Here is a 22,333-nt window from a genome sequence, read left to right as displayed (position 1 = left end):
GTGCTCAAGGCACCGCTCGTCGTCGAGTTCCCCTTCACCCGCTCCCTCGGCCCCGTCCAGAGCGCCTTCCTCACCGGACTGCGCGAGCGGACCGTCCTCGGCGTCCGCACCACCGACGGCCGTGTCCTCGTCCCGCCCGTCGAGTACGACCCCGTCACCGCCGAGGAGTTGCGCGACCTCGTCGAGGTCGCCCCCACCGGCACCGTCACCACCTGGGCCCACAACCCCGCCCCGCGCCGCGATCAGCCCCTCGCCACCCCCTTCGCCTGGGCCCTGATCCGCCTCGACGGCGCCGACACCGCCCTCCTGCACGCCGTCGACGCCGACACCGTCCACACCGGCATGCGCGTCCGCATCCGCTGGGCCGACGACCGCGAGGGCGCCATCACCGACATCGCCTGCTTTGAGCCCTACGACGGCCCGGCACCCGAACTCACGGGCCACAGCGGCGAGTTCGCCGACCCCGTCACCGGCATCGTCGCCCCCGCCCGCCTCGACTACACCTACTCGCCCGGCCGCGCCCAGACCGCCTACATCACCGCCCTCTCCCAGCAGCGCACGGTCGGCGAACGCTGCCCCCGCTGCCGCAAGGTCTACGTCCCCCCGCGCGGCGCCTGCCCCACCTGCGGCGTCGCGACCGCCGAACAGGTCGAGGTCGGCCCGCACGGCACCGTCACCACCTTCTGCGTCGTCAACATCAAAGCGAAGAACCTGGACATCGAAGTCCCCTACGTCTACGGCCACATCGCCCTCGACGGCGCCGACCTCGCCCTGCACGGACGCATCGCCGGCATCCCCTACGACCAGGTCCGCATGGGCCTGCGCGTCGAGCCCGTCTGGACGGAAGGCGCCCGCTACCCCGACCACTACCGGCCGACCGGCGAACCCGACGCGGACTACGACACCTACAAGGAGCTGCTGTGACCCGGGACATCGCGGTCGTCGCCTTCGCGCAGAGCGACATACGGCGCACCACCGAGGAGTCGTCCGAGGTCGAGATGCTGATGCCGGTCCTGCACGACGTCCTGCACCGCACCGGCCTGAAGACCGCCGACATCGGCTTCACCTGCTCCGGCTCCTCCGACTACCTCGCCGGCCGCGCCTTCTCCTTCACCCTCGCCCTCGACGGCGTCGGCGCCTGGCCCCCGATCTCCGAGTCCCACGTCGAGATGGACGGCGCCTGGGCCCTGTACGAGGCGTGGGTGAAGCTGCGCACCGGCGACGCCGACACCGCGCTCGTCTACGCGTACGGCAAGTCCTCGCCCGGCCACCTGCGCGACGTCCTCACCCGCCAGCTCGACCCCTACTACGTCGCCCCCCTGTGGCCCGACTCCGTCGCCCTCGCCGCCCTCCAGGCGCAGGCCCTCATCGACGCGGGCGACACCGACGAACGCGAACTCGCCGAGATCGCCGCCCGCAGCAGGCGCGCCGCCACCCTCAACCCCCATGCCCAGCAACGGGGTTCACACCCGCAGGGCGACTACGTGGTCACGCCGCTGCGGCACGGCGACTGCCCGCCGATCGGCGACGGGGCGGCCGCCGTGATCCTCGCCGCCGGGGACCGGGCGCGCGAGCTGTGCGACCGGCCCGCCTGGATACGCGGGATCGACCACCGTATCGAGGCCCACTCCCTGGGCGTGCGCGACCTCACCGACTCGCCGTCCACACGCCTCGCCGCCGAAAAGGCCGGCGCCTTCGAAAGGCCCGTCGACACCGCCGAGTTGCACGCCCCGTTCACCTCCCAGGAGGTCGTCCTGCGCAAGGCGCTCAAGCTCGACGACAGCGTCCGCGTCAACCTCTCCGGCGGGGCGCTCGCCGCGAACCCCGTGATGGCCGCCGGGCTCATCCGGATCGGCGAGGCCGCGACCCGCGTCCACCGGGGCGAGGCCGACCGGGCGCTCGCCCACGCCACCTCCGGGCCCTGCCTCCAGCAGAACCTGGTCGCCGTCCTGGAAGGGGATCCGCGATGAGCAAGGAACCCGTGGCCGTCGTCGGCGTCGGCCAGACCAAGCACGTCGCGGCGCGAAGGGACGTCTCCCTCGCGGGACTTGTCCGCGAGGCGGCTCAACGCGCGCTGGCGGACGCCGAGTTGACGTGGGCCGACGTCGACGCCGTCGTCATCGGCAAGGCGCCCGACTTCTTCGAGGGCGTCATGATGCCCGAGCTGTACCTCGCGGACGCGCTCGGCGCCGTCGGCAAGCCGATGCTGCGGGTGCACACGGCCGGCAGCGTCGGCGGCTCAACCGCCTTGGTGGCGGCCAGTCTTGTCGCCGCGCGCGTCCATGCGACCGTCCTCACGCTGGCGTTCGAGAAGCAGTCCGAGTCCAACGCCATGTGGGGGCTGTCCCTGCCGATCCCCTTCCAGCAGCCCCTGCTGGCCGGCGCGGGCGGGTTCTTCGCGCCGCACGTGCGGGCGTACATCCGGCGCAGCGGCGCCCCCGACAACATCGGCTCGCTCGTCGCCTACAAGGACCGGCGCAACGCCCTCAAGAACCCCTACGCGCACCTCCACGAGCACGACATCACCCTCGACAAGGTCCGCTCCTCGCCCATGCTGTGGGACCCGATCCGCTACTCCGAGACCTGCCCCTCCTCCGACGGCGCCTGCGCGATGGTCCTCACCGACCGTACGGGAGCCGCCCGTTCGCCCCGCCCGCCCGCCTGGATGCTGGGCGGCGCCATGCGCAGCGAGCCGACGCTGTTCGCCGGCAAGGACGCGGTGTCGCCGCGCGCGGGCCGGGACTGCGCCGCCGACGTGTACCGGCAGGCCGGGATCACCGACCCGCGCCGCGAGATCGACGCCGTCGAGATGTACGTGCCGTTCTCCTGGTACGAGCCGATGTGGCTGGAGAACCTGGGCTTCGCCGAGGAGGGCGAGGGCTGGAAGCTCACCGAGGCCGGGGTGACCGAACTCGACGGCGACCTGCCCGTCGACATGTCCGGCGGCGTCCTGTCCACCAACCCCATCGGCGCCTCCGGCATGATCCGCTTCGCGGAGGCCGCCCTCCAGGTCCGCGGCCAGGCCGGGGAACACCAGGTGGACGGCGCCCGCAAGGTGCTGGGGCACGCGTACGGCGGCGGCTCCCAGTTCTTCTCGATGTGGCTCGTGGGCGCCGACGCCCCCGACTCCTGACCCGGCCCCCGCAGCCCTGTGCCGCGGCTTCACGAAAGGTACGCCTCAGGTGCCCTGTCGGCGCCCCCGGCCGATCGCTAGGCTGGCCCGCGGACGACGGAACCGGGAGGAGCACGGACGTGGCCGAAAGCACCATCCAGCAGCAGCCGTTGGCGGGTTGGGAGAAGCCGGACCTCGATCTCAGCGGGGCGCAGTGGCAGCCGGGCAGCCGGGGGCACGGTGATGTCCAGATAGCCTTCGTCGAGGGTTTCATCGCCCTGCGCAACAGCGGCCGCCCCGAGAGTCCGTCCATCGTCTTCACCCCCGCGGAGTGGGGCGCCTTCGTCTCGGGCGCGCGCGAAGGCGAGTTCGACCTGACCTGAGACCTGATCTGAGACCGCGCCCGGGGCCCGCCCGGGACGAGCCGGCGGGCCCCGCCACGCGTGCCGCGCGCAGGGGCCCGTCCGCACGCTCCACCGCCATCCGACCCGCGCCCGGCCACCCGCCCCCGCAACCCCGTACGATGGCCGTATGTCGTTCCTCCGCCGCCGAAGCGCAACCCCCGCCGGCCCCGATTTCGACGTTCTCGCCATGGACCCGGGCGACTGGCCCGGCAACCTCGGCGCCGGCCTCCTCCCCGCCCCCGACGGCACCTGTCAGGGCGTCTTCCTGCGCTACGACCTCTTCGGCGGGCGCGGCCCCGCGATGATCATCGGCAACCTCCCCGAGGGCTCCCCGGCCCGCGACACCGCCGACGGCGAGATCCCCTTCGAGGTCGCGCAGCTCCTGCTCGCGCTGGAGAACGACGAGGAGGTCACCGTCACCGGCACCGAGGACATGCCGGTGATGCAGGGCGACAACCTCCTCATCGTCCGGCGCCTCAAGCTCTCCGAGAGCCGGATCTCCTGCGTCCAGTTCGACCGCAGCGACAACGTCCTGGTGACCATCGCCGCCTGGGACCGCCCCATCACGGACGACCTGTACGCCCTCCTGAAGCCCCTCCCGGCGGAACTCTTCCAGCAGGGCTGAACCCGGCAGGGCCGCCCCTCACCCCCGTACGGATGGCACCACGTCCACGTCGGTGGCGCGGACGAACGCGACGCGGTGCCCGTACTGGATCTCGTAGTACATGTCCTTGCCGGTGACCACCCGGTGCGAGCCGGTGGCGAAGGTGACCGCGTAGTAGTACTCACCGGGCACCTTCCCGCCGACCACGTACGCCTGCCCGGCGGGCAGCGTGTACGCCAGCGGCACGACCGCCTGGACCGGGACGCCCTTCGGGTACGCGGACGCCTCCGGATAGGCGCGCCCGTACACCGGCACCGCGTCCCGCCCCGCCTTGGCCCGCACGACCAGGCCCGACGCGTGGACGGCCGTCGCGTGCTTGCGGGGGTTCTTGAACCACGCCTTCTGCCCCAGGTACCAGATCGCCGTCCACTCGCCCCGCCGCTCCGCGACCGCGTACTGCTGGCCGGTGGAGACCCGCGAGGAGATGTCGTTGACGCCAATCGTCGGCGCCGTGCCCCGGCCGACGTCCTTGACCAGCGGATACGTCTCACCGGGCCCCGTGAACAGCCGCACCTCGCTGGATCCGTGGTCCGCGCAGGGCCGCCCCTTGGCCACACAGTCCGTGTACGCGGGACGGTTCGCGGCGTACGAGGGGCGGATCGTCACCAGCCCGCCGTGCGCCCCGGCCGTGGCCTTCACCGGCGCCTTCAGCAGCTCGAAGTAGTGCCGCCAGTCCCAGTACGGGCCGGGGTCGGTGTGCATCCCCGCGACCGTCGTCGCCGTCGGCCCCGGCACGTTGTCGTGCCCCAGGATGTGCTGCCGGTCCAGCGGAATCCGGTACCGGTCCGCCAGGTACCGCACCAGCCGGGCCGACGTGCGGTACATCGCCTCCGTGTACCAGGTGTCCGGGGACGCGAGGAACCCCTCGTGCTCGATGCCGACGGACCCCGCGTTGACGTACCAGTTCCCCGCGTGCCAGGCCACGTCCTTCGTCTTCACGTGCTGCGCGATATGGCCGTCCGAGGAGCGCAGGGTGTAGTGCCAGGACACGTACGTCGGGTCCTGGACCATGTTGAGGACGCCCTCCCAGGCGCCCTCGGTGTCATGGACGACGAGATAGCGCACCGGCTGCGACACCGGACGGCCCGCGAGGTCGTGGTTGCCGTAGTCGCCCTCGCCGAACTCCTCGTACGGCGCCGGGATCCACTCGCAGGACACCTCCTTCGGGCACTCGGTACCGGCCCGCACCGGCCGGCGCAGCCCGGCGTGCGCCAACGACCCCTTGTCCGCGACGAGTTGCGGCTGCCCCGCCAGCGCGACGAACTGACCGGCGTCCGTGGTGCGCTCGGCGCCCGTGCGCAGCACCTCGTACACGTCGTCGGCGTACGCGGCGGCCGTCGCCGTGTCGTCGGCGCCCGAGAAACGGGCCACCGCGCCGTACCAGTCGGCGGGGTTCGCGCTGAGGGGTTCGCCCAGGGCGCGCTGGGCGGCGGCCAGGAGGGCGGCGCCGCCCGCGACGTTCGCGGCGGGGTCCGAGCGCAGCGCCTCGGGGCTGAGGCCGGTCAGCTCGGCGGCCCGCACGAGGGTGCTCAGCCGTGGGGCGTCCACCGCGCGCGGCAGGTGCGCCTCGGGGCGCAGGGGCGGGCGGGCGGTGTCGCCGCGCGGGTCCTCGGCGCCGTCGCCGTGGTGCGAGGCGGACGTCAGGGCCGTGCGGGCGTCCGTCAGGTGCATCGGGCCGTAGCCGCCGATGACGCTGGGCGCGCCGGCGTGGTCGTCCCAGCGGGACTGGAGGTAGGAGACGCCCAGCAGGACGCTGCGCGGGACGCCGTACTCGGCCGACGCCGACGCGAACGAGCGCTCCAGCGCGAGCCGGGCCGAGCCGGACCCGGCGGGCGGGGCGGCGGCCACCAGCGGCAGGAGCAGGACGGCCGAGGCGACGGCCTGGGGGATACGTCTGGGCAATGCGGCCTCCGGTGGGGGGATCGCGCGGGCCGGACACGTCCGTTGCTACCGGCCGGCTGACGGTCCGTCAATCATGCCCGGGAACAGCCGCTCCCCTCGGCACGGCGACGGCGACGCGCCGGTGTGCCCATATGACCGCCATGACCGCATGCCGACGTGCTGAGGGCCTGCGATGCGCCGCCGCTCTGGCGCACCGCAGGCCCTCGGTCCAGGGGATCCCCGCCGCCGGCGAGGTCTCGCTCAGCGCGTGCCGACCGCCGCCCGCACCGCCCTGCGCGCCATCTGGCTGTCGTCGTGCAGCCGCCGCAGCAGCAGCCGCTGCTCCTCGCCGGACGGCAGACCGCCGCCGTGCGCCGGCGCCGGATCGTGCAGCGCGCGCTGCACAGCCGTCTCGTAGGTGCGGATCTCGCGCGTCAGGACCAGCATCAGGTTCACCAGGAAGGCGTCGCGGGAGGCGGGGCCCGCCGCCTGGGCGAGTTGGCTGATCTGCCGCCGGGCCCCCGGCGCCTCGGCGAGCACCGACCACAGCACCGCCAGGTCGTAACCCGGCAGGTACCAGCCCGCGTGCTCCCAGTCCACCAGCACCGGGCCCGCCGGGGACAGCAGCAGGTTCGACAGCAGCGCGTCACCGTGACAGAACTGCCCCATCCCGCCCCGGCCCGCCGACTGCGCGATCCCGTGCAGGAGTTTCTGCAGGTCACCGAGGTCACGGTCGGTCAGCAGCCCCAGGTCGTGGTAGCGGGAGATCCGGGCCGCGTAGTCCAGCGGCGCGTCGAACGCGCCCGCCGGGGGCCGCCACGAGTTCAGCCGGCAGACCGCCGTCAGCGCCGCCCTGATGTCCGCGCGCGGCGGCGCCTCCACCGGGTGGCGCGTCAGCGCGGCGACCCGGCCGGGCATCCGCTCGATGACGAGGACGCAGTTCTCCGGATCCGCGGCGATCAGCCTCGGCGTCCGCACCGGCGGACGCTGCCGCACGAACGTCCGGTACGCGGCTATCTCGTGCCGGGCGCGCTCCGTCCACACCGGGGAGTGGTCCAGCAGACACTTCGCCACCGCCGGCTTGCGTCCCGTCGTCCCGACGAGGAGGACCGAGCGGCCGCTGCGGCGCAGCACCTGGACCGGGGCGAACTCCGGGCAGATCCGCTGCACCGACGCGAGCGCCGCGCGCAACTGGGCGCCCTGCGGGCCCGACAGGTCCAGTCTGCCGCTGAGCGGCTGCGTGCCGACGCCCGCGGGCCTGCGCTGCCTCACCATGCCGGGCAGGGCGGGGGCGAGATAGGGGGCGCCGGCACCCTGACGGGGGTGGGACGGCGGCCGGGGCGGTGCGGACACGGAGGACGATGCTGCGTACATGGGCGAGACAGATCCCTTCGTGTGCCTGCGACGTAGGTGCGCTGCCCGACCCGGTCCCCCGGGCGCACCCTGGGGAGTGATCCCGGACGACCGGGTCGGGGTGGCGCATTCCTACCTGACACCCGAACGGCCGTGGCACACCACGTGGCGGACCCTGGCGAACCCTGGCGAATAGTCGCCCGGCAACTGTGGCGGGGCTAGTGTCAACTCCAGCCGAGAACCTGGGGGCTTGACGTGAGCGGAGATCCCAACACCCGACTTTCGGACCTGTTCGGCCTGGCCGGCTGGTCCAAGGGGGAACTCGCGAGGCTGGTGAACCGGCAGGCGGCGGCCATGGGCCACCCGCAACTGTCCACCGACACCTCGCGTGTACGGCGCTGGATCGACACGGGAGAGATCCCGCGCGACCCCGTGCCGAGGGTGCTGGCAGCCCTGTTCACCGAGCGTCTCGGCCGTGTCGTGACCATCGAGGACCTCGGTCTGGTCCGGCACGGGCGGACAGGGAAACGGCAGAGCGGCGGGAGCGCTGAGCGCCCCGACGGGGTGCCGTGGACGCCCGACCGGACGGTCGCGTTCCTCACCGAATTCACGGGAATGGACCTCATGCTCAACCGACGCGGCTTGGTGGGCGCGGGCGCCGCGCTCGCCGCGGGCTCAGCACTCAGCAGCGCCATGTACGACTGGCTGCACACCGACCCGATCCTCTCCGCCGACGCTCCCGTCCTCGACCACCCCCTGAACGCCGACCCCGTGGGGTTCGACCGCTACGAGGCCGCCCCCATCGGGACCGAGGAGATCGAGGCGCTGGAGCGCTCCGTGGAGGTGTTCCGCGCCTGGGACGCCGCCCGGGGCGGGGGACTCCAGCGCAAGGCGGTGGTGGGGCAGCTCAACGAGGTGGGCGGCATGCTCGCCTACCGCCATCCGGCCCCCCTCCAGCGCCGCCTGTGGGGCGTGGCCGCCAACCTCGCCGTCCTCGCGGGCTGGATGTCCCACGACGTCGGCCTCGAACCCACCGCCCAGAAGTACTTCCTGATCGCCGCCCACGCCGCCCGCGAGGGCGGGGACCGGCCCCGCGCGAGCGAGGCCCTGTCGCGGGCGGCCCGCCAGATGGTGCACCTCGGCAAGCCCGACGAGGCCCTGGACCTCATGCGGCTCGCCCAGTCCGGCGCCGGTCCCGAGACCCTGCCGCGCACCCGCGCCATGTTCCACACCATCGAGGCGTGGGCGCAGGCCGCCGAGGGCAAGGGACAGGCCATGCGCCGCACCCTCGGCAAGGCGGAGGACCTGTTCACCTCCGCCAAGGACGACTCGCCCACGCCGACCTGGATGCAGTTGTTCAACGAGGCCGACCTGTACGGCATGCAGGGCCTCGCCTACCGCACCCTCGCCGAGCACGACCCGGGCGCGGCGGCGCAGGCCCAGTACTTCGCCGACAAGGCCCTCGCCCTGCGCGACGACAGCCAGCAGCGGTCGATGATCTTCGACCACCTGTCGATGGCGTCGGCGCTGTTCATCGCGGGCGACGCCGAACACGCCCACCACTACGCCAGCCAGGCCCTGCGCTCCATGGGCGCCAACTCCTCCCTGCGCACCTGGGACCGGCTGGGCGACATGTACCGGCTCACCGGTCCCTACGCGAAGGACCCGAAGATCGCCCAACTGCGCGAGGAGATCAAGCTCGCGCTGCCGAAGTCGAAGGGAGGCAGGGGCACGGCGGCCCAGGCGTAGCCCGCCTCACGGCCGCACCCGCGCGACCAGGACGCACGCCGCGTCCTCGCCGGTGTGCGGCCCTGCCGCCGCCTCGGCGCCCTCGGCCGCCGTCCCCGCCCGTGCGAGCCGCGCGGCGAGGGCGTCGACGGGGGCGTCGGGGTCGGTGTGCAGGAGCAGGACGTCGCCGGGTTCGAGGACCGTCTCGGACGGCCGGTGCACGGCGCCCGGCGCGGACCCGAGCAGCGGACCGCCCGGCCCGCCGAGCCTGCGCCCGGCCCCGCCCCGGACCAGCACCGGGCCACCGGGACCCGCCTGGGCCCAGGTCAGGGTGCGGGTCGCGGGCCGGTAGCGGCAGCAGACGGCGGCGGCGAGCACCGGGTGGTCGCCGGCCCCGACGAGCTGACCGAGCAGCCCGAGCAGCCGGCCCGGCTCGGTCCCGGCCAGCGCCATCCCGCGCACCGCGCCGAGCAGCATCGTCGTCGTGGCCTCCAGACCGGCGCTCTGGCCCGTCAGCGAACCCACCGTCAACAGGGTGTCGCCGCCCGGCAGTTGGACGGTGTCGAACCACTCGGTGCCGATGTCAGGGCCGCCGGCCGCGGGCAGGTGCAGCCCGGCGACGTCGAGGGTCGGGGCCGCCTGGCGCGGGAGTCGCAGGACGCCGCACCAGGGCGGGGGCGCGGCCTCCTGCGTCTCGACCGCGAGCCGTGCCCCGGAGCGCGTGCGCCGCCCGCTGCGGCGGAGCGAGTCACGGGTCTCGGTCACCGCCCGCTGGCTGCGCCGCAGTTCGCTGACGTCCCGCAGCACCGCCCACATCGAGGCGGTGCAGCCGTCAGCGCCGAGCACGGGCTCGCCCATCATGTGCACGGTCCGGACCTCGCCGCCCGGCCGCACCACACGGAACTCGCCGTCGATCGGCCGCGAGTCGACGAGGCAGTCCGTCACCATCGCCGTCAGCTTCGGCCGGTCCTCCTCCAGCAGCAGCGAGGGGAACTCGTCCAGCGTCAGCGCCGGGGCCGCCGGATCGCGGCCGAGGATGCGGTGGAACTCCGCCGACCACACCGCCTCGTCCGACATCAGGTTCCACTCCGCGCTGCCGACCCGGCTGAGCAGGGAGCCGCGCCGGGGAGCGGCCGGCGCGGTCTCCGCCGCCGAGGCGGGCCCGTCGCGCAACTGCGCCAGGTGCGTGTCCAGGTCGGTGAGCTGATGCAGCGCCAGGTCGTACAGCGCGCGCTGCCACAGGTCCGCCGGCTCGCACCCCGCCGACTGCGTGTCCCGGCGCACCGCGGCCACGTCCCCCCGCAACCGTCGCGCCAGCGATATCAGGGCGTCGACCGGGCCGGGCTGGGCGGCTGGGCGGTCCGCGGAGAGAGGGGACGGCATGACGCACTCCGATGCGGGGACGGTTCGGCCGGGGCTGGCGACGAAAGGGCCGTTACGACTGTTGCACAGCCCGCGACGCCGTGTAAGGGATTTGGCAACACACCTTGACCTGATGCGCTCGGCATATGCCACGGTCCTTCCGGACGGCTTTCCGGACCACCGGGGCAACCCCGTGACGCACTCCAAGTCACAGACGCCGCACGGGAGTTGCCGGTTGCACCAGCGCAATACGGGTGTCCCACAAGTGTGTTCGAACCCCGTACGCGCTATCCGGCCCCGCCCGCGTACAGTTCCGGCCGCGCCGCCGGCTCCACGGTCACCCGCCCGCCGCCACGCAGCGACCGCACGCCCGCCTCCGCCACCACCGACGCCGCGTACCCGTCCCACACCGACGGCCCGCCCACCCGCCCACGCCGGATCGCCGCCACCCACGCCCGCACCTCACGGTCGTACGCGTCCGCGAACCGCACCACATAGTCCTGCGGCACCTCGGCCGCCGCCGACCCCGACACCGTCACCAGCGGCCCCTGGTCGTCCCCGATCCGCACGCTCCCCAGCTCGCCCACCGCCTCGCAGCGCACCTGGTAGCCCGCCCGGCAGTTGACGAACACCTCGACGTCCACCAGGGCGCCGCCCGCCGTCTCGAACACCACGAACTGCGGATCCGCAAGCCCCTCGGGCGCCCCGCCGGAGGCGCGCGGACGCAGCACCGTCACCGCCGTCAGCTCCTCGCCCAGCAGCCAGCGCGCCGCGTCGATCTCGTGGGCCACCGAGTCCTCGATCAGCATCTCGCTCGTGAAGAACGACGGCGAGGCCGCGTTGCGGTGCACACAGTGCAGCATCAGCGTCCGCCCGAGCCGCCCCTCCTCCAGCACCGCCTTCAGCCGCAGATACCCGGCGTCGTAGCGCCGCATGAAACCCACCTGCGCAAGCCTGCGCCCCAGCCGGACCTCCGCCTCGACGATCCGTAGCGCGCCCGCCGGATCCGGCACCATCGGCTTCTCGCACAGCACCGGCAGCCCCCGCGCGAACGCCGCGAGCAGCGCCGCCTCGTGCGCGGGACCCGGCGACGCGATCAGCACGGCCCCGACGCCGGGCGCGTCCAGCGCGGCCTCGGCCTCCGCGTGCACGCTCACACCCTCGATGCCGGCCGCCGCCTCCTTCGCCCGGTCGGTGTCCGGGTCCGCGACCGCCGCGACCCGCGCCCCGCTCACCACCCGGTCCAGCCGTCGTATGTGGTCCGCTCCCATGTGCCCGGCCCCGAGCACGGCGACTCCCAGCGACTCCGTCACGACCTGCGGCTCCTCTCCCGGCGACGATCACCAGCCTCGCACGGACCGTCAAGAGGCCCGCTCCGTACGCCGCGCACACCGCGAGGACACGTAACCGGTGTGCCCCTCGCGGACCGGACGACCCGTTGCTGGTCGAGGCCGTCCCGTCCAGCTGGATAGGCGGCTTTACTGCCTGTTCGACAAGCGGGCCACTCGATGGAGTGAAAGGACGATGAGCCATAACTCCGATGGTTCGCCCGCGTTTTAACCGGTGCGGGCGGTGCGCCCGTGTCCGGTGCGGGAACGCCCGCGCCCCTGACTGGAAGGCAGGGATCCCATGAGACGAGCGACCCGAAACGGTGTCCTCGCCGTCGTCGCCGCGTCCGGTGCGATGGCCGTGACGATGCCCGCCCACGCCGACTCCGCGGCGGACGGCTCCACCGCAGACTCTCCCGGGGCGGTCTCCGGGAACACGCTCCAGGTGCCGGTGCACATCCCGGTGAACGTGTGCGGGAACACCGTGGACGTCGTCGGGCTGCTGAACCCGGCGATGGGCAACACGTGCGTGAACTCCTCGGAGAGCGGGGCGACATCGCAGACCGCCGGGTCCTCGGGGGCGGCCAACGGCGGCGGGGCCCACACCGACGGACGCACGCACGACTCGCCGGGCCTTCTGTCCGGCAACGGCGTCCAACTGCCGGTCCACATCCCCGTGAACGTCAGCGGGAACAGCGTCAACGTGGTCGGCGCGCTCAACCCGGCGTTCGGGAACGACGCGGTCAACACCTCCCACGAGGATCCGCCGGCCCGCCCCGTCGACCCCGCCCCGCAGCACCCCGGCCCACACCGCGACCCCGCCTCCCCGCCCCGCACGGTGCCCCCCGAGCCCGGCGTCCACGCGACGCTGGCCAGCACCGGCAGCGACGGGCAGGCGGCGATGGTCGCGGGCAGCGCGGCCCTGCTGCTGGGCGGCGCCGCGCTCTACCGGCGGTTCCGGCCGCAGGGGGTGCGGTGAGGTGAGGGGGCTGGTGGGCGGGCCGGGGTGAGCGGCCGGGAGGCGCGGGCAGCGGTTCGCGGGCAGAACCCGAGGCCGGCTCCCCGCGCCCAACGCCGGGGCGGTTGCCCGAGCGGGCCTGCCCGCTGAGCGGCGTGAGTCGTGTGCTGAATGGCGCGAGCCGTGTGTGGGGCGGGGCGAGCTGTGTGCGGGGCGGGCCGGAGGCCGAGTCGCAGCCCCTTGCGCTGAGCCGCAGCCCCCGGCATTGAACCGCAGGCCCCGCGCCGAGCCGAGACCACGCCGCGCGTCGCCCCTTCGCGCGCGGGGAGGCCGCCCCCGCCCCTGGCCTCCCCGGCGCTCCGAGGGTCGCCCCACTCCCCAGCCCCCGGCAGTCCGAGGGCCGTGCCGTACCGAGCCGGTGCGGCCCTCAAGCCTGGTGGAAGCGGCGGTGCAACTCCCGTACCTCACCGACCAGTTCGGGGACCGGGCCCTCAACCACCACGCCGGGCGCGACCTCGTGCACCGGCAGCCCCCGCACCGGCGGTTCCGGTACGCCCAACTCGCTGAGCCAGGCGCCGAGTTGCCGGGACGAGGCGACGTACACGATGCGGCCGAGGCCCACCCAGGCGTGGGCCGCCGCGCACATCGGGCAGTGTTCGCCGGACGTGTAGACGGTCGCCGTGGCCCGCTCCCCGGGGGTGAGGTGGTCCGCCGCCCAGCGGGCCAGTGCGAACTCCGGGTGCCGGGTGCGGTCGCCGGACGCGATCCGGTTGCGGTCCTCCGCGAGAACCGTCCCGTCGGCGCCGGCCAGCACCGAGCCGAACGGCTCGTCACCGGCGTCCAGCGCCTCGGCCGCGAGTTCCACCGCCCGGCGCAGGTGCGCCAGCTCCGATTCCTTCACCATCTGCCCGTGACCTCCTGTGTTCGCGCGGCGTAATTGTGTTGTGGCGGCCGGGCCCGGGTGTTGGAGTGGCCGCATGGACAACGCTGACATCCTCGCCCTCTACGACCACGAGATGCGCCGGGGCGCCCGCCCCGACAGCACGGACGCCCGGATCGAACGCACCGACAAGGTCGTCCGGCAGATCGCCTCGCGGGAGGGCTGGAGCGGCATCCTCTGGTCGGACCTCGACGAGAGCGACGCGGACGAGCAGATCGCCGAGCAGATCGCCCTCTACACGGCCCTCGGGCGCGAGTTCGAGTGGAAGACCTACGCCCACGACACGCCCGCCGACCTGGGCCGACGCCTCAGGGCCGCCGGGTTCACGCCGGACGACGCCGAAACCCTCCTGATCGCCGAGACCAAGACCCAGCTCCCCGGCGCCGAGCCCCCGGAGGGCGTCCGCATCGAGCCCGTCACCGACATGGCCGGCGTCGAGCTGATGGTCAGGGCCAACGAACGCGCCTTCGGCCGCGACGCCTCCTGGCTGCGCGACCTGCTGCGGGTGCGCCTCGCCCAGGATCCCGACGTCATCGTGGCCGTCGTCGCCCTCGCCGGCGACGAGCCCGTCAGCTCCGCCCGCATGGAGCTGATCCCCGGTACCCGTTTCGCCGGGCTGTGGGGCGGCGGGACGGTGCCGGAGTGGCGGGGGCGCGGGGTGTACCGGGCGCTGATCGCGCACCGGGCGCGGATCGCCGCCGCGCGGGGGTACGAGTTCCTTCAGGTCGACGCGTCCGAGGACAGCCGGCCGATCCTGGAGGGGCTGGGGTTCGCGAAGCTGAGCACGACGACGCCGTATCTCTACACGCCGTGAGGGGTACCCCGTCCGGGTGGGCCCGCCGTGCGTTGAGGGGAGCCGAGTCGGCGGGCCCGGTGTCGGACCTCTGCGGTGTCCGTCCAGCGTAGACCCGGGGAACCGGCGGGGGAACGGCGCGCGGAGGCGTCGTACCGGCGCACGGGGCAGTTCGCCGTAGGGGGATCGCGTGGGGTGGCGTAGGGAGGCCGGACCGGCGGGCGGTCAGGCACCCCGCACGCCGGGTTCCCGGACGACCGGCGGTTCCGCGCACCCTGCGCCGGGCGCGCGGGCGACGCGTTTCCCACGCCGCCCGCAGGGCTCAGCGCCGGCGCTTCGACCGGCCCTTCGTCCGCCCCTTCGTCCGGTCCAGCGCGGCCACGCCCAGCGCCGCGAGGCCGATCTGGATCAGCCACTCGACCCAGTCGACGCCGTCCGTGTCCTGGACGTCGAAACCGGCGGCGATCGCGGAGCCGACGAGGGCGGCGGCGATGCCGACGAGGATGGTCCACAGGACGCCGATGCGCTGGCGTCCGGGGACGACCAGGCGGCCCAGGATGCCGATGACGCAGCCGATGACGATGGCGCTGATGATCCCGGAGATCTCCATCTTCGCCCCTTCGTGTCGGGATCCCGATGCTGTGCGAGTGCCCTGCGGCGGGCCGAACAGTCCGACCCTGTTATTGCCCGCTCTTGATTCTCTCCCCGTCGAATCGCCATGTACCTTTCAAGCGATCAATGCGCGTAGAGCCGTCCGACCTGGGCCTACGTGCACGCATTCCGCACCCGCACCCGCCTCTTCCCCCCCCATCCTTCACGGAGGTCCGCCGGATGCCCGGTATCGCTCGCCCCCGCTCCAAGGCCACCAGCACGCTCGCCGCGCTCGGTCTGCTGGCCGCCGGGGTCACGCTTCAGGTCACGATCGCCAGCCCCTCGCACGCGGCCACCCCCCACCGCGTCCTCTTCGACAACGCGCACGCCGAGACCGCCGGCAACGCGGACTGGATCATCTCCACCAGCCAGCCCGACCCGCTGGGCGAGAACGCGTCCCCGTCCGACGAGACGGACTGGACGGGCGCCCTGTCCTCCTGGGGCGTGGCGCTCCAGCAGACCGGGAACTACAGCCTCAAGACGCTGCCGTCGGGTTCCAGTCTCAGCTACGGCGGGACCTCGGCCACCGACCTCTCGAACTTCGACACACTGGTCCTGCCGGAGCCCAACACCCTGTTCACGACCGCCGAGAAGACGGCGATCATGAACTTCGTGAAGAACGGCGGCGGCCTCTTCATGATCTCCGACCACACGGGCGCCGACCGCAACAACGACGGCGAGGACGCGGTCGAGATCCTGAACGACCTGATGACGAACAACTCCGTCGACTCGACCGACCCGTTCGGCTTCTCCATCGACTCCCTCAGCATCAGCTCCGGCTACCCCGCCGCGATCAGCGACTCCACGGACCCGGTGCTGCACGGCTCCTTCGGCACGGTCACCAAGAGCCTCATCGCGAGCGGCACGACGGCCACCCTGAAGCCCGCCGACAACTCCGCCGTCAAGGGCCTCCTCTACCGCTCCGGCTACTCCGGCAACACCGGCGCCTTCTTCCTCACCTCCACCTTCGGCTCCGGCCGGATCGCGTTCTGGGGCGACAGCAGCCCCATCGACGACGGCACCGGCCAGTCCGGCAACACCCTCTACGACGGCTGGAACGACACCGGCGCCACGAACGCGGCCCTCGCGCTGAACGCGACGGACTGGCTGTCCAAGGCGTCCTGACCCGCCGGACGCGTGGATGACCGGGCGGCCCGGGCCGGCGGAACCCTGGACGGTTCCGGCGGGTCCGGGCGGCCCGGTCGGGTGAGCGGGGTCAGGACGGCTTCGTGCTCCTGGCCGCCGTGCCGGCGCACAGCACCCCCAGGATCACGGCCAGCGCGCCGATGATGATGTTGTTCAGCTTCACCCCGGTGTCCGGGCTGCTGCCGACGACCCACGGGGCGATGATCATCCACCCGCCCATGGCACACATGGCCCAGCTCAGGCCGTACATGCGGGCGGGCGCCACCGTGAAGCCGATACCCATCAGGGCGATCGCGATGCCCACGATCAGGTTGTGGGTCGTGAGCGGGGGCTGGTTCGCGGTGTAGTGGAGGATCCAGGGGGATACGGCGCAGTACAGGCCGAGCAGGAACACCGGCCCGTCGACGAGCGCCACATCACGACCGCCGAGCATGCGGGCGTAGCGGTCCCGCATCTCGGAGACATCGGGGTGAGTCGATATGTCACCTCTGGTGGGCGAGACGTTGGCCATGATTCGTCTCCTTTGACGTCATAGCGGAAATAACGCCGCTTTTCTCCATTGTGCTCTTATTTTGCTCTTATGTGTAGTGCTTGACGGCCTCGACGGGCGGCTGTCACGATCGACGGCATGAACACGCGACTGGACCTTACGCGGCGACGCCATGTCGACCTCGCACGCGTCTCCAGCGCCTCCTGTCGCGCCGCGGCCTGATCAACTCCCCTGAAATCCGCCGCGCTCAAGGAACTCCCATGTCCCTGACCTTCCACTGGTTTCTCCCCACCAACGGTGACAGCCGCCATGTCGTCGGCGGCGGACATGGCACGTCCGTGACCGCGTCCGGGCGGGACCGGCCGCCCACGGTCGCCTACCTCAGCCAGATCGCCCGCGCCGCCGAGGAGTTGGGGTTCACCGGGGCGCTCACGCCGACGGGTGCCTGGTGCGAGGACGCCTGGCTCACCACCGCGATGGTCAGCCAGCACACCGAGCGGCTGAAGTTCCTCGTCGCGTTCCGGCCCGGGTTCGTCTCGCCCACGCTCGCCGCGCAGATGGCGTCCACGTTCCAGCGGCAGACCGGGGGACGGCTGCTGCTCAACGTCGTCACCGGGGGCGAGAGCCACGAGCAGCGGGCCTACGGGGACTTCCTCGACAAGGACGAACGCTACCGGCGCACCGGGGAGTTCCTCGATGTCGTGCGGGGGCTGTGGGCGGGGGAGACCGTCGAGCTGAAGGGGAAGCACATCAGGGTCGAGGACGCGAGGCTCGCGCGCGTTCCCGATCCGGTTCCCGAGGTCTACTTCGGGGGATCCTCGCCGGCCGCCGGGGACGTCGCCGCCCGGTACGTGGACGTCTACCTCACCTGGGGCGAGCCGCCGGCCCAGGTCGCCCAGAAGATCGCCTGGATCAAAGGGCTCGCGGCCAAGCACGGGCGGACCCTGCGGTTCGGGATCCGGCTGCACGTCATCACACGGGACACGTCCGAGGCGGCCTGGTCCGAGGCCGGGCGGCTGCTGGCGGGGTTCGACCCCGAGACCGTCGAGGCCGTGCAGTCGGGGCTGGCCCGCAGTGAGTCCGAGGGGCAGCGGCGGATGCTGGCGCTGCACGGCGGGAGCCGGGACGGGCTGGAGATCCACCCCGGGCTCTGGGCGGGGATCGGACTCGTACGCGGGGGCGCGGGGACCGCGCTGGTCGGGTCCCACGCGGAGGTGGCCACGCTGATCAAGGAGTACGCGGCCATCGGGATCGAGGAGTTCGTGCTGTCCGGGTATCCGCATCTGGAGGAGGCGTACTGGTTCGGGGAGGGGGTGCTGCCCCGGCTGGCGGCGGAGGGGCTGTGGAAGCATCCGTCCGCGCCGGGGGCCCGCACGTCGGCGCAGGTGCCGTTCGCCAGCTGAAGGGGGGTGGTCCCGGGGTTACTCGAAGGGGGCGGTCCCGGGGTGCGCCAGCGCGTTCAGATGCGCCGTGCGGGACTGTGCCGTCTGGGCCTGTACCAACAGGAACAGGCCCTCCCTGGCGAGGCGTTGGGCCTTGCTGCCCAGCAGCATCGACCGGCCGCCGCCCGCCACCACGGCCGCAGTCGTCGCCGTCTGCATGAGCTGGAACGCCTCCACCTTGACGGCCAACCGCTCGTCCGGCGAGGAGTTCGGGTCGTCCGCCAGCGCGTACGCCCGCCCCCTGACGTCCGCCCACCGCTCCGTGGACATCCCCGCCAACTCCAGCGCCGCCCCCGCGATCCCGAACACCGCCGGATTCGCGTTCGCCGCCTTCGCCCGGTCCTCCCGGGCCCACTCCTCGTACGGCACCCGCGACGCCACCGCCTCCTCACCCACCCACAGCCCGTCCAGCTCCAGCGAAACCGTCCGCGCCCCCTCCAGCGCCGCGAGCCGCAACGGCTCCGACGCCCGCAACCCCGCCCGCTCCCGAGCCTCGACGAACGCGAACACCACCTCCCCGCCGTCGGTGACCCCCGCGAGCAGCATCACATCGTTGAGCCCCCACCCCGTGAACCACGGCACACGCCCGTCGAACCGCACCCCACCCCTCTCATCCACAACCCGCACCGGCCGCCGCGGATAAGCCCGCAGATGCGCGTAAGCCACCCCCGACAACAACTCCCCCCGAGCCAACGGCCCCAGCAACCGCTCCCGCACCCCCGCCTCCCCCCTCACCAACGTCCGCACCGGCGTGTGATGCTGCGTCTGCACGAACCACGTCGAACAACACGCCCCCGCCAACACCTCCGCGACCTCCCGCCCCACACCGGCCGAAGCCCCCGAACCCCCGTACTCGACCGGCGCGTTGACCCCCAACACCCCCGCCCGCTTCACCGCCTCGACATGCCCCACCGGAACCCCCTCCCGCTCGACACGCTCGGCATGGGGCACCAGAACTTCGGCGGCGAGCCGACGGGCCTGGACGAGGAGAGGGTGTTCCATGAGGCGATTCTGACTCAGGGCCGCAGTTCTGTGAGGACGTCGAAGTCCAGGCCGTCGGCTCGGGCGAGGTAGATGCGTTGGCGGACGTGGTTGTTGTGGAGGTGGAGGTGGCCTCGGGGGCCCTCGTAGGAGACGGTGGGGGCGGTGGCGTCGATGCGGGTGATGTCGGGGGTGCCGGCGCGGTGGAGGAGGGCGGCGAGGAGGAGGACGCCCTCGTAGCAGGACTCGCCGAGGCTGCCGGGGGAGGGGGCGTCGAGGCCGAAGCGGCGGGCGTAGAGGCCGTGGAAGTCGAGGGTGCCGGCGGTGGCGAGGGAGGTGAAGAAGCCGGCCGTGCTGTAGAGGTCGGCGGTGGCACGGGCACCGCTCGCGAGGAGCATGTTCTCGTCCATGAGGGTGCTCAGCCGCAGACAGCGCGCGTCGAGACCGTACGCGGCGAAGGCCCGGTTGAAGCGCACGGCGTCGTTGCCGACGAGGAGCATGAGGACGCCGTCCGCGTCGGAGCGTTCGACGCGGCGCAGGACCGGCGTGAAGTCGTGGGTGCCCAGCGGGAGATACGCCTCGCCGGTGATCCGGGCACCGGTGGCGCGCGCGTACGCGTGGGCGGCGCGGGCCGTGCGCCGGGGCCAGACGTAGTCGTTGCCGACGACGAACCAGCGCCGCACCCGGCGTTCGAGCCCCAGCAGCGCCATCGCCGGACGGAGCTGGTCGTGGGGCGTCTCGCTGGTGAGGAAGACCCCCGCGCGGTCCTCGCCGCCCTCGTACAGCGCGGTGTAGACGTACGGCACCCGGTGCGCGATCCGCGGCGCGAGGGCCTGGCGCACGGAGGAGATGTGCCACCCGGTGACCCCCTGGACGGCCCCGGCGTCGACCAGCGCCTCCACCCGGTCGGCGACCTCGCGGGGCGCCGCGCCCCCGTCGACCGGGATCAGCCGCAGCTCCCGGCCGAGGACACCGCCGTCCCGGTTGACCTCCTCGGCGGCGAGCCGCGCGCACAACTCGCAGGCGGGCCCGAAGATCCCGGCGGGTCCCTGCTGCGGGAAGACGAGGGCCACCGTGAAGGCGGACGGGTCGGCGAACATGGCGCCATCGTCACGGGTCCTCGCGGTGAACTCCAGTGCGTCTCATAGGATGTACCCCCCTCGGAGCTAGGAGCAGGATGCCCACCTCGTCCGCCCGCCGGCCCATCGATCTGATACGCCTGCTCACCAGGGCCGAACGGCTGGCCGCCCGCCGCCTGCAAGCGGTTCTCGACGAGGAGGGCTGCTCCCTGGACGCCTGGCGGGTCCTCGCCCTGCTCGCCGACGACACCGGGCACCACATGACGGCGATCGCCGAGGCCGCGTTCCTCCCGCCGCCGACGCTGACGAAACTCGTCGACCAGCTCGTCGACCAGAACCTGGTCCACCGCCGCGTCGACCCGCACGACCGGCGCCGCATCCTCGTCCACCTCACCCCGCGCGGCCGCGACCACTGGCGCCGCCTCGACCGCGCCGTCCGCGCCGACTGGCCCGCGCTCGGGGAGGGCGACGAGGAACTGCTGAAGGCGCTGCTCGCCCGCCTCGCGGAGACGGTGGACGGCGCGACGCGCGTGTGACCGCCGTGTGACCACCGAGTGGCGCGAAGGAGTGGCGCAAAGTAGTCGTACGGCCGGGGAATGCTGGACCGGAGCCGATAGTTGCTATATACATCTGAACCGCGCATGGCATCCGAACCACACCCCCCCTACCCGAGCGAGGCACCACCGTGACCACCGCCACTCCCGAGCAGCCCGCCGACGTCGTCGCCCGGCTGCGGGCCACCTTCCGCACCGGCCGCACCAAGCCCGTCGAGTGGCGCACGACGCAACTGCGCCGTCTGCGCGACCTGCTGAAGGAGAAGGGCGACGACCTCGCCGCGGCCCTCCACACCGACCTCGGCAAGAGCAGCACCGAGTCCTACCGCACCGAGATCGACTTCACCGTCCGCGAGATCGACCACACCCTCGACCACCTCGCCGACTGGCTGCGCCCCGAACCCGCCCCCGTCCCCGCCCACCTCGGCGCCGACGCCACCGCCCGCACCCAGTACGACCCGCTCGGCGTCGTCCTGGTCATCGCGCCCTGGAACTACCCGGCCCAGCTCCTGCTCGCCCCGCTCGTCGGCGCCCTCGCCTCCGGCGACGCGGTCGTCGTCAAGCCCAGCGAACTCGCCCCGGCGACCTCCGCCGCCCTGGCCCGCCTCCTGCCGGCCTACCTCGACACCGACGCGGTCGCCGTCGTCGAGGGCGGCATCCCCGAGACCACCGCCCTGCTCGCCGAGAAGTTCGACCACATCTTCTACACCGGCAACGGCGCCGTCGGCCGGATCGTCCTGCGCGCCGCCGCCGAACACCTCACCCCGGTCACCCTCGAACTCGGCGGGAAGTCACCGGCGTTCGTCGACTCCACCGCCGACCTCCAGGTCGTCGCCGACCGCCTCGCCCGCGGCAAGTTCCTCAACGCCGGCCAGACCTGCGTCGCCCCCGACTACGTCCTCACCGACCCCGCGACCGCCGCCGCGCTGGAGCCGCTGCTCGCGAGCGCCGTCGAGAAGACGTACGGCGCCGACCCGCAGCGCTCCGGCGAGTACGGGCGCATCGTCAACGAACGCCACTTCGACCGGCTCACCGGCCTCCTCGGCTCCGGCCGCGTCGTGGTGGGCGGCGTGAGCGACCGCGCCGACAAGTACATCGCGCCGACCGTCCTCGCCGACGTCGACCCCGCCTCCCCGGTCATGGGCGAGGAGATCTTCGGCCCGATCCTGCCCATCGTCACCGTCGACGGCCTCGACGAGGCACTGGCCTTCATCAACGACCGCGACAAGCCCCTCGCCCTGTACGTCTTCTCCGAGTCCGCCGAGACCCGGGACCGCATCGCCGCCGAGACCTCCTCCGGCGGCCTCGGCTACGGCCTCCCGCTCGCCCATCTCACCGTCTCCGACCTGCCGTTCGGCGGCGTCGGCGAGAGCGGCATGGGCAACTACCACGGCCGCTACTCCATCGAGACGTTCAGCCACCGCAAGGCCATCCTGGACAAGCCCCTCGGCTGAACCTGTGCCAGAC

Annotated in this window: 21 protein-coding genes and 1 pseudogene; 13 read left to right on the top strand and 9 right to left on the bottom strand. The window is 73.1% G+C overall.

The window, feature by feature from the left end; all coding sequences use genetic code 11:
- The 5 genes from IAG44_RS02845 (at window position 1) to IAG44_RS02825 (ending at window position 4,141) form a co-directional block, all read left to right on the top strand.
- Window positions 1-924 (top strand): Zn-ribbon domain-containing OB-fold protein, encoded by a 924-nt coding sequence (locus tag IAG44_RS02845; protein ID WP_187745555.1) that lies wholly within the window; start codon window positions 1-3, stop codon window positions 922-924.
- Window positions 921-1,970, top strand: a complete 1,050-nt coding sequence (locus IAG44_RS02840; protein ID WP_187745554.1) for a thiolase domain-containing protein — start codon at window positions 921-923, stop codon at window positions 1,968-1,970. The genes IAG44_RS02845 and IAG44_RS02840 overlap by 4 nt, the downstream gene beginning before the upstream one ends.
- The gene (locus IAG44_RS02835) at window positions 1,967-3,133 is read left to right on the top strand and encodes a thiolase domain-containing protein (RefSeq protein WP_187745553.1); all 1,167 of its coding nucleotides are present in this window, start codon (window positions 1,967-1,969) and stop codon (window positions 3,131-3,133) included. The genes IAG44_RS02840 and IAG44_RS02835 overlap by 4 nt, the downstream gene beginning before the upstream one ends.
- 119 nt (window positions 3,134-3,252) lie before the next feature.
- Window positions 3,253-3,495, top strand: a complete 243-nt coding sequence (locus tag IAG44_RS02830) for a DUF397 domain-containing protein (protein ID WP_187745552.1) — start codon at window positions 3,253-3,255, stop codon at window positions 3,493-3,495.
- A gap of 148 nt (window positions 3,496-3,643) precedes the next feature.
- Entirely contained in the window at window positions 3,644-4,141 is a 498-nt protein-coding gene (locus tag IAG44_RS02825; RefSeq protein WP_010357694.1) for a hypothetical protein, read from the top strand.
- 18 nt (window positions 4,142-4,159) lie between these two features.
- On the opposite strand, the gene IAG44_RS02820 is transcribed toward IAG44_RS02825, so the two are convergent.
- Window positions 4,160-6,082, bottom strand: coding sequence for an N-acetylmuramoyl-L-alanine amidase (locus IAG44_RS02820; RefSeq protein WP_187745551.1), 1,923 nt, complete (start codon window positions 6,080-6,082; stop codon window positions 4,160-4,162).
- A gap of 240 nt (window positions 6,083-6,322) precedes the next feature.
- The gene (locus IAG44_RS02815; RefSeq protein WP_187745550.1) at window positions 6,323-7,435 is read right to left on the bottom strand and encodes an aminoglycoside phosphotransferase family protein; all 1,113 of its coding nucleotides are present in this window, start codon (window positions 7,433-7,435) and stop codon (window positions 6,323-6,325) included.
- 234 nt (window positions 7,436-7,669) lie between these two features.
- Here IAG44_RS02815 and IAG44_RS02810 point away from each other — a divergent pair, with 234 nt between their 5' ends.
- Window positions 7,670-9,163 carry a DNA-binding protein NsdB gene (locus IAG44_RS02810; RefSeq protein WP_187745549.1) on the top strand — a complete coding sequence of 498 codons (1,494 nt, stop codon included), beginning with the start codon at window positions 7,670-7,672 and terminating at the stop codon, window positions 9,161-9,163.
- A 6-nt stretch (window positions 9,164-9,169) separates the two neighbouring features.
- Here IAG44_RS02810 and IAG44_RS02805 read toward each other — a convergent pair whose 3' ends face one another.
- Both IAG44_RS02805 and IAG44_RS02800 read right to left on the bottom strand, forming a co-directional pair.
- Complete coding sequence (locus tag IAG44_RS02805; RefSeq protein ID WP_187745548.1) at window positions 9,170-10,525, bottom strand: SpoIIE family protein phosphatase; 1,356 nt, start codon at window positions 10,523-10,525, stop codon at window positions 9,170-9,172.
- A 266-nt stretch (window positions 10,526-10,791) separates the two neighbouring features.
- Window positions 10,792-11,817 carry a Gfo/Idh/MocA family protein gene (locus IAG44_RS02800; protein ID WP_187745547.1) on the bottom strand — a complete coding sequence of 342 codons (1,026 nt, stop codon included), beginning with the start codon at window positions 11,815-11,817 and terminating at the stop codon, window positions 10,792-10,794.
- 316 nt (window positions 11,818-12,133) lie between these two features.
- Between IAG44_RS02800 and IAG44_RS02795 the strand changes: the two genes are divergently transcribed.
- Window positions 12,134-12,811: a chaplin gene (locus IAG44_RS02795; RefSeq protein WP_187745546.1), complete on the top strand. Its 678-nt coding sequence runs from the start codon at window positions 12,134-12,136 to the stop codon at window positions 12,809-12,811.
- A gap of 406 nt (window positions 12,812-13,217) precedes the next feature.
- Here the strand turns inward: IAG44_RS02795 and IAG44_RS02790 are convergent, their stop codons facing one another.
- A complete protein-coding gene (locus IAG44_RS02790; protein ID WP_187745545.1) occupies window positions 13,218-13,694 on the bottom strand; it encodes a nucleoside deaminase in 477 nt (158 codons plus the stop codon).
- Between the two features lie 73 nt (window positions 13,695-13,767).
- Here IAG44_RS02790 and IAG44_RS02785 point away from each other — a divergent pair, with 73 nt between their 5' ends.
- On the top strand, window positions 13,768-14,544 hold the full coding sequence (locus IAG44_RS02785) for a GNAT family N-acetyltransferase (protein WP_187745544.1): 777 nt from the start codon (window positions 13,768-13,770) through the stop codon (window positions 14,542-14,544).
- A 301-nt stretch (window positions 14,545-14,845) separates the two neighbouring features.
- Here IAG44_RS02785 and IAG44_RS02780 read toward each other — a convergent pair whose 3' ends face one another.
- Window positions 14,846-15,133, bottom strand: a complete 288-nt coding sequence (locus IAG44_RS02780; protein ID WP_187745543.1) for a GlsB/YeaQ/YmgE family stress response membrane protein — start codon at window positions 15,131-15,133, stop codon at window positions 14,846-14,848.
- A 221-nt stretch (window positions 15,134-15,354) separates the two neighbouring features.
- Here IAG44_RS02780 and IAG44_RS02775 point away from each other — a divergent pair.
- Window positions 15,355-16,296, top strand: a pseudogene (locus tag IAG44_RS02775) (hydrolase); the annotation flags it as partial.
- Window positions 16,297-16,390: 94 nt separating this feature from the next.
- Here the strand turns inward: IAG44_RS02775 and IAG44_RS02770 are convergent.
- The gene (locus IAG44_RS02770; RefSeq protein ID WP_187745541.1) at window positions 16,391-16,831 is read right to left on the bottom strand and encodes an SPW repeat protein; all 441 of its coding nucleotides are present in this window, start codon (window positions 16,829-16,831) and stop codon (window positions 16,391-16,393) included.
- A 117-nt stretch (window positions 16,832-16,948) separates the two neighbouring features.
- Here IAG44_RS02770 and IAG44_RS44670 point away from each other — a divergent pair, with 117 nt between their 5' ends.
- Together IAG44_RS44670 and IAG44_RS02765 are read left to right on the top strand one after the other, a co-directional pair.
- Window positions 16,949-17,032 carry a putative leader peptide gene (locus tag IAG44_RS44670; protein WP_425508510.1) on the top strand — a complete coding sequence of 28 codons (84 nt, stop codon included), beginning with the start codon at window positions 16,949-16,951 and terminating at the stop codon, window positions 17,030-17,032.
- Between the two features lie 38 nt (window positions 17,033-17,070).
- Window positions 17,071-18,213 (top strand): LLM class flavin-dependent oxidoreductase, encoded by a 1,143-nt coding sequence (locus tag IAG44_RS02765; RefSeq protein WP_187745540.1) that lies wholly within the window; start codon window positions 17,071-17,073, stop codon window positions 18,211-18,213.
- A gap of 18 nt (window positions 18,214-18,231) precedes the next feature.
- On the opposite strand, the gene IAG44_RS02760 is transcribed toward IAG44_RS02765, so the two are convergent.
- Both IAG44_RS02760 and IAG44_RS02755 read right to left on the bottom strand, forming a co-directional pair.
- Window positions 18,232-19,254 carry an acyl-CoA dehydrogenase family protein gene (locus IAG44_RS02760; RefSeq protein WP_187745539.1) on the bottom strand — a complete coding sequence of 341 codons (1,023 nt, stop codon included), beginning with the start codon at window positions 19,252-19,254 and terminating at the stop codon, window positions 18,232-18,234.
- Window positions 19,255-19,268: 14 nt separating this feature from the next.
- Complete coding sequence (locus IAG44_RS02755; RefSeq protein ID WP_187745538.1) at window positions 19,269-20,333, bottom strand: substrate-binding domain-containing protein; 1,065 nt, start codon at window positions 20,331-20,333, stop codon at window positions 19,269-19,271.
- 77 nt (window positions 20,334-20,410) lie between these two features.
- On the opposite strand from IAG44_RS02755, the gene IAG44_RS02750 reads away from it, so the two are divergent.
- Together IAG44_RS02750 and IAG44_RS02745 are read left to right on the top strand one after the other, a co-directional pair.
- Window positions 20,411-20,848, top strand: a complete 438-nt coding sequence (locus IAG44_RS02750) for a MarR family winged helix-turn-helix transcriptional regulator (protein WP_187745537.1) — start codon at window positions 20,411-20,413, stop codon at window positions 20,846-20,848.
- Between the two features lie 149 nt (window positions 20,849-20,997).
- Complete coding sequence (locus IAG44_RS02745) at window positions 20,998-22,320, top strand: aldehyde dehydrogenase family protein (protein WP_187745536.1); 1,323 nt, start codon at window positions 20,998-21,000, stop codon at window positions 22,318-22,320.
- Window positions 22,321-22,333: the final 13 nt, after the last annotated feature.

Source organism: Streptomyces roseirectus (genome assembly GCF_014489635.1).
Classification (GTDB): Bacteria; Actinomycetota; Actinomycetes; order Streptomycetales; family Streptomycetaceae; genus Streptomyces; species Streptomyces roseirectus.
This window is presented reverse-complemented; position numbering and strand designations above follow the sequence as displayed.

What these genes read in the sequence shown, in the direction of transcription:
- IAG44_RS02835 (WP_187745553.1), top strand. Translation starts at nt 1,967, where the DNA reads ATGAGCAAGGAACCCGTGGCCGTCGTCGGCGTCGGCCAGACCAAGCAC.
- IAG44_RS02825 (WP_010357694.1), top strand. Translation starts at nt 3,644, where the DNA reads ATGTCGTTCCTCCGCCGCCGAAGCGCAACCCCCGCCGGCCCCGATTTC.
- IAG44_RS02815 (WP_187745550.1), bottom strand. Translation starts at nt 7,435, where the DNA reads ATGTACGCAGCATCGTCCTCCGTGTCCGCACCGCCCCGGCCGCCGTCC.
- IAG44_RS02805 (WP_187745548.1), bottom strand. Translation starts at nt 10,525, where the DNA reads ATGCCGTCCCCTCTCTCCGCGGACCGCCCAGCCGCCCAGCCCGGCCCG.
- IAG44_RS02795 (WP_187745546.1), top strand. Translation starts at nt 12,134, where the DNA reads ATGAGACGAGCGACCCGAAACGGTGTCCTCGCCGTCGTCGCCGCGTCC.
- IAG44_RS02790 (WP_187745545.1), bottom strand. Translation starts at nt 13,694, where the DNA reads ATGGTGAAGGAATCGGAGCTGGCGCACCTGCGCCGGGCGGTGGAACTC.
- IAG44_RS02785 (WP_187745544.1), top strand. Translation starts at nt 13,768, where the DNA reads ATGGACAACGCTGACATCCTCGCCCTCTACGACCACGAGATGCGCCGG.
- IAG44_RS02780 (WP_187745543.1), bottom strand. Translation starts at nt 15,133, where the DNA reads ATGGAGATCTCCGGGATCATCAGCGCCATCGTCATCGGCTGCGTCATC.
- IAG44_RS02770 (WP_187745541.1), bottom strand. Translation starts at nt 16,831, where the DNA reads ATGGCCAACGTCTCGCCCACCAGAGGTGACATATCGACTCACCCCGAT.
- IAG44_RS44670 (WP_425508510.1), top strand. Translation starts at nt 16,949, where the DNA reads ATGAACACGCGACTGGACCTTACGCGGCGACGCCATGTCGACCTCGCA.
- IAG44_RS02765 (WP_187745540.1), top strand. Translation starts at nt 17,071, where the DNA reads ATGTCCCTGACCTTCCACTGGTTTCTCCCCACCAACGGTGACAGCCGC.
- IAG44_RS02760 (WP_187745539.1), bottom strand. Translation starts at nt 19,254, where the DNA reads ATGGAACACCCTCTCCTCGTCCAGGCCCGTCGGCTCGCCGCCGAAGTT.
- IAG44_RS02755 (WP_187745538.1), bottom strand. Translation starts at nt 20,333, where the DNA reads ATGTTCGCCGACCCGTCCGCCTTCACGGTGGCCCTCGTCTTCCCGCAG.
- IAG44_RS02750 (WP_187745537.1), top strand. Translation starts at nt 20,411, where the DNA reads ATGCCCACCTCGTCCGCCCGCCGGCCCATCGATCTGATACGCCTGCTC.